Raw genomic sequence first — 4,159 nt, 5'->3', positions numbered from 1 at the left:
GCGAGCCGCACACGACCACGACCGCGCGGCGGGCAAGGTGCCGCTGCGAACTACATGCCTTGCCAATGACGAACTGCTATTCATGGACCAAAAGCACCGGCGCATAACGTTCGACATGAGCGGCGACCGTAGGCATGCGCAGCATGCCGGAGGGCGTCCGCTCGATGGAGGGGTTAGAGGGCATCTTCTTCCCATAGCGACTCATCGCTCGCCATGTCAGTGAGTAGCTCCGCACGCGCATGAAGCATAGGAGCAAGACTCGCACTCTCCTCAGGCGGACCAATGCTGTAGTGAGGCAACTGATCACCGCGCAACATACGCGCCGCTGCATCAGCCCAGCGCATAGCGATTGCTCGCATTGCTTCTCTTGGATGCTCTGCGTCTTTGGACGAAACATAGTCGCACGGTAGGTCCCCGCAAATGGCCCACCACCCCACGCGACCTGGCTTCGCCAAGCTCTGAACTGCCCAGATAGAGACAAAGGGTGCCAAGTGCCATGCCGGACAGTCCCCGATACCGCCATGACGTAAGCCTTCCGCATGCAGATAGGCAACTACTTCAGCCCTTCGCTCAGAGCACCATCGGGCGTCAACTTCCGAATCTTCGTAGTCGAGCACGTTGCCCTCTAACGTTCGACATGAGCGGTGACCGTAGGCATGCGAAGCATGCCGGAGGGCGTCCGCTCGATGGAGGGGTTAGGCCAGCAGCCTAAAGCGGATCCCCAAGCGCGCGAACACCCACCAACGGGTGTGACTGACTGCCACAGAAATGCGCTAGCGCGTGCTGTTGCAGTTCTCATGCTGACCCCAGCAAAGCCCAGCCTAGCCAGGAGGCAAGGGCCACGATGAATGCAAGCCAGCCAAGCTGGCAAAGGTGCTTGCCGCGCCCAACGTAGCGTGACTCCCCCACGAACCACCAGAGTGACCAGCCATAGACACGGTCATGCTCCGAGGCGCTGGGCAAGTACTTCAGCGCACAAATTCCGAGAATGGCCCACGCGAACCCCGCGATTGAACCCAAGAGAAGAAGCACAAGACTCAAGGTGCTCACCAAGTGCGTACAGGGCCTAACGTTCGACATGAGCGGCAGACGCAAGCACGCGGAGCGTGCTTGTGGCTGTCCGCTCGATGGAGGGGTTAGGCGCCTCAGTCGCCATCGCACACCAGCTTTCGTGAATTAGAACTCCCGTGCACTAGTGCAAGGAGCGATTCGATTAGCTGAATGAGCTTCTGCCGTTCCACGGTGCGCCACTCCTCAGTTTCGACAGACATGCTCTCACCTTTCCAGCCCACCAACACTTGCCATGAGTCGGGCTTGTGGTTCACTTCTGCCAGCGCTTGCTGAAGCTCAGTCTCGAAGCGGTGAAGCTGGTACCCCTCTATGACACCACCACCATAGAGATCAATCAGTTCGCCCTTGTGGCGTTCAAGATTTGCCGACTCGAAGTATCGATATAAGAACCAGTAGTACCCGTCCGAGTCAAGAACGACTGGGGCAATGTCTCGGAGTGCCACTTGAGGATTGGCGGGATCGATGAGATACAGGGCTGCGGCCATAGGGGCGCCTAACGTTTGACATGAGAGGCCCGACCCGGCTTGCCGGGGCGGGTCCTCTCGATGGAAGGGTTAGGCATCACTTTGCCCGACACTGAGAAGATGTGTTTGATGCAACGGAGTACCCGAACTCCGCATTGATAGAGATGCACGATGACTCGGGCGCAGAGGGCGGAAACCATGCCAGAACTTCAGCCCCATTGTTGGCATCTTGTACAAAGCTGTTGACCTTAGACCAGTTCACGGTGACGTCGCCGTCTGTTGCGCAAAAGATTCTTGTGCTGGTGTACCTCTTGCCGGAGACAACGTAGCTGTATTCAACAACTGGGAACTGGCGGGTGCTTCTACCTACTTGCACTTGGCGGCTATCAATTCGGATAAACCGCACCGGCGTACTGAGGCGGGCGCATTGCGCAACTCGAGGCTCCAGAAGGAGAGGAGCAAGGGATGCCCCAATGATCGCGACTACGGCAATTGAAAGGGCGATAGCGACGATGCGGCGATTCAACTGTGAGGCCTAACGTTCGACATGAGCGGCGGCTGGAAGCGTGCGAAGCACGCTGGAAGCCGTCCGCTCGATGGAGGGGTTAGAGCCCATTTGGTGCGCTACCGCTTTATGACCTTGAGATCAGCGCCTGCTTGACCTTGCATGGCAGCTGCCGCAGCACGCACCCACTGAGCCTTTACAGCAGGATCGGCAGGGTCGCCGTCGGGCAAGAGAGCCATGGAGCCGAGCAGGGAGCCGAGTTCCTCGGACTGCGACAGTTCGAACTGCTGTTCCAAGAACGCAAACATGGCTGCGTAAGCTTGCTCCTTGCTCATGCACGGCGAGTCACTTGGCTCGGAAGGCAACAGTGTTGGAGCCTCAGGATGAAGCTTCGCGCCAAGACAACTCGCATGAGCCCAGAGCGCTTGGGTTGAGCCGTCTTCGACTGGCGCTGCGATTTCGACAGGCGCCTCGCCGGCGACGGGCCTAGCGCAGAAACAGCAAACGGTGGCACTCATGGGTATGGGCTCTAACGTTCGACATGAGCGGCGTGCCGAAGGCACGTCCGCTCGATGGAGGGGTTAGGCGTCGCCTGCTTCATGGGAGACCCTCTTTCCAACCTTCTCCCGCTCCGCCTTGAGCAGCGGAAGTACCTCGTGAAAGTTGCGCACCAGATCGTGCTCGGACATGACAGGTATGCGAAACAGCACGTGAAAGACCCCCCACCGCCCTTCGGATGGGCCTGCTATTGCCTGGATCTCGGGACCGTGACTCTCCCACGCGATGCCGGCTTGCCAACCCTCCGGATCGGAAACGAACAGGTCCCCGCTCCGCTTTGGCCAAGGGCCTGGCCACGGGATGCCGATGTACCCCAATGACCACCCGTCTCGCAGCGACGAGGGGATGATGTTTTCAGCGTTGTACGTAGTCTGAGCCGGCATAGAAGTACGACGCCTAACGTTCGACATGAGCGGCACACGACGGCGCAACGAGTGCCTCCGAAGCGCGCCACTGTGCCACGCCGTCGTGTGTCCGCTCGATGGAGGGGTTAGGCGCCTTCACTTCGTGCAGCCTTCCTTGAGAGCGACGAAAGCCAGGATGTTCATGCTTTCATGCCACCGCACCGGGTTCTCGGACAACCACTTTTCCACGATTGCGACGAGCTGATCATCCGTCATTCCGGTTACGCAGCGTTCGAGCCAACGTATCTCGCCCTTCGGTGCATCGAGGAGCGGCGCGACAAGTGCGCCATCGACAAACCCCGCAACATAGCTGCGCTTTGCGACTGAGCTGAGCTCGCGAAACGAACTCCCAGTGTGGAAGCCGCTCTTGATGGAGACCGGTGTTTTGGGTGCGGCATTCGCCGCGCCGAAGACGCATGCCACGCACAGGCCGATAACACAGCGACGGTGGTTCATAGGCGCCTAACGTTGGAGTTCAGCGGCAGCCGAAGGCTGTCCGCTGCAACGACGGGTTATGCGCAGCCAAGCCCGAAGGCACTGCGGCTGCACCCCACGAACGATACCCAAGGCGCGAGCCTCTGTGAACGCAGCGCTGGCGACCGCACGCTGCTTTGCTGCTACGGCCTCACAACTGCCAAGGACCTGCTGCAACTCACCGGCACTGCGGCAAACACCTCGCTGCAACGCCTGGTGGTGCGCAGCGGTGGTGGCTAGCCTCACACGCGACACCTCAGACCGGCCCCGCGCGCGGTAGCAGCGCCCCGAGGTACCAATACCTTCACCTCGCGTGCGCGCCACCTCGCAGCAGCCAGCGCGCGCAGCCATACCTGCAAACTCAGCCAACAGAAAAGCGGGGCGCATAACGTTCGACATGAGCGGCGCACAACGGCGCCGCCAGAGTGGCCGAAGCGCGCAACTGCGACCCGCCGTTGTGTGTCCGCTCGATGGAGGGGTTAGCCGTCATTTCCGGCGAGGACGCTTTGTGGAACGAAGGCCCTCTGCGTCGAGCGATGCGCGGGCTCCGCAGTAGCGGGAACATGATTCGAACGGATCGCTGCTGAGTTGAAGGCCCCCCTTCTTCTCGCCAATGCGAACCACGCATGTGCCTGCTTCGCCTTCCGAAGGTGGTAGTCGAACGACAATCTCGTGGCCTTCCC

6 protein-coding genes are annotated in these 4,159 nt (G+C 60.2%); 1 reads left to right on the top strand and 5 read right to left on the bottom strand.

Features of this window, described 5'->3' with window-relative positions:
- Positions 1-173 precede the first annotated feature (173 nt).
- The 5 genes from E8D38_RS29575 to E8D38_RS27165 form a co-directional block, all read right to left on the bottom strand.
- Positions 174-617, bottom strand: a complete 444-nt coding sequence (locus E8D38_RS29575; protein WP_140637407.1) for a DUF4826 family protein — start codon at positions 615-617, stop codon at positions 174-176.
- Between the two features lie 528 nt (positions 618-1,145).
- Complete coding sequence (locus E8D38_RS27180) at positions 1,146-1,556, bottom strand: hypothetical protein (RefSeq protein ID WP_140637405.1); 411 nt, start codon at positions 1,554-1,556, stop codon at positions 1,146-1,148.
- 76 nt (positions 1,557-1,632) lie between these two features.
- Entirely contained in the window at positions 1,633-1,911 is a 279-nt protein-coding gene (locus E8D38_RS29570; protein WP_425462825.1) for a DUF3592 domain-containing protein, read from the bottom strand.
- A 248-nt stretch (positions 1,912-2,159) separates the two neighbouring features.
- Complete coding sequence (locus E8D38_RS27170; RefSeq protein WP_140637403.1) at positions 2,160-2,375, bottom strand: hypothetical protein; 216 nt, start codon at positions 2,373-2,375, stop codon at positions 2,160-2,162.
- A gap of 723 nt (positions 2,376-3,098) precedes the next feature.
- Positions 3,099-3,458, bottom strand: a complete 360-nt coding sequence (locus tag E8D38_RS27165; protein WP_140637402.1) for a Rap1a/Tai family immunity protein — start codon at positions 3,456-3,458, stop codon at positions 3,099-3,101.
- A gap of 12 nt (positions 3,459-3,470) precedes the next feature.
- On the opposite strand from E8D38_RS27165, the gene E8D38_RS27160 reads away from it, so the two are divergent.
- The gene (locus tag E8D38_RS27160; RefSeq protein WP_140637401.1) at positions 3,471-3,716 is read left to right on the top strand and encodes a hypothetical protein; all 246 of its coding nucleotides are present in this window, start codon (positions 3,471-3,473) and stop codon (positions 3,714-3,716) included.
- The last annotated feature ends 443 nt before the right edge of the window (positions 3,717-4,159 follow it).

Origin of the sequence: Methylibium rhizosphaerae, from assembly GCF_006386545.1 — a bacterium.
GTDB lineage: Bacteria > Pseudomonadota > Gammaproteobacteria > Burkholderiales > Burkholderiaceae_C > Pseudorivibacter > Pseudorivibacter rhizosphaerae.
This window is presented reverse-complemented; position numbering and strand designations above follow the sequence as displayed.

Coding starts and splice junctions, on each gene's coding strand:
- E8D38_RS27165 (WP_140637402.1), bottom strand. CDS start 3,458: ATGAACCACCGTCGCTGTGTTATCGGCCTGTGCGTGGCATGCGTCTTC.
- E8D38_RS27180 (WP_140637405.1), bottom strand. CDS start 1,556: ATGGCCGCAGCCCTGTATCTCATCGATCCCGCCAATCCTCAAGTGGCA.
- E8D38_RS27170 (WP_140637403.1), bottom strand. CDS start 2,375: ATGAGCAAGGAGCAAGCTTACGCAGCCATGTTTGCGTTCTTGGAACAG.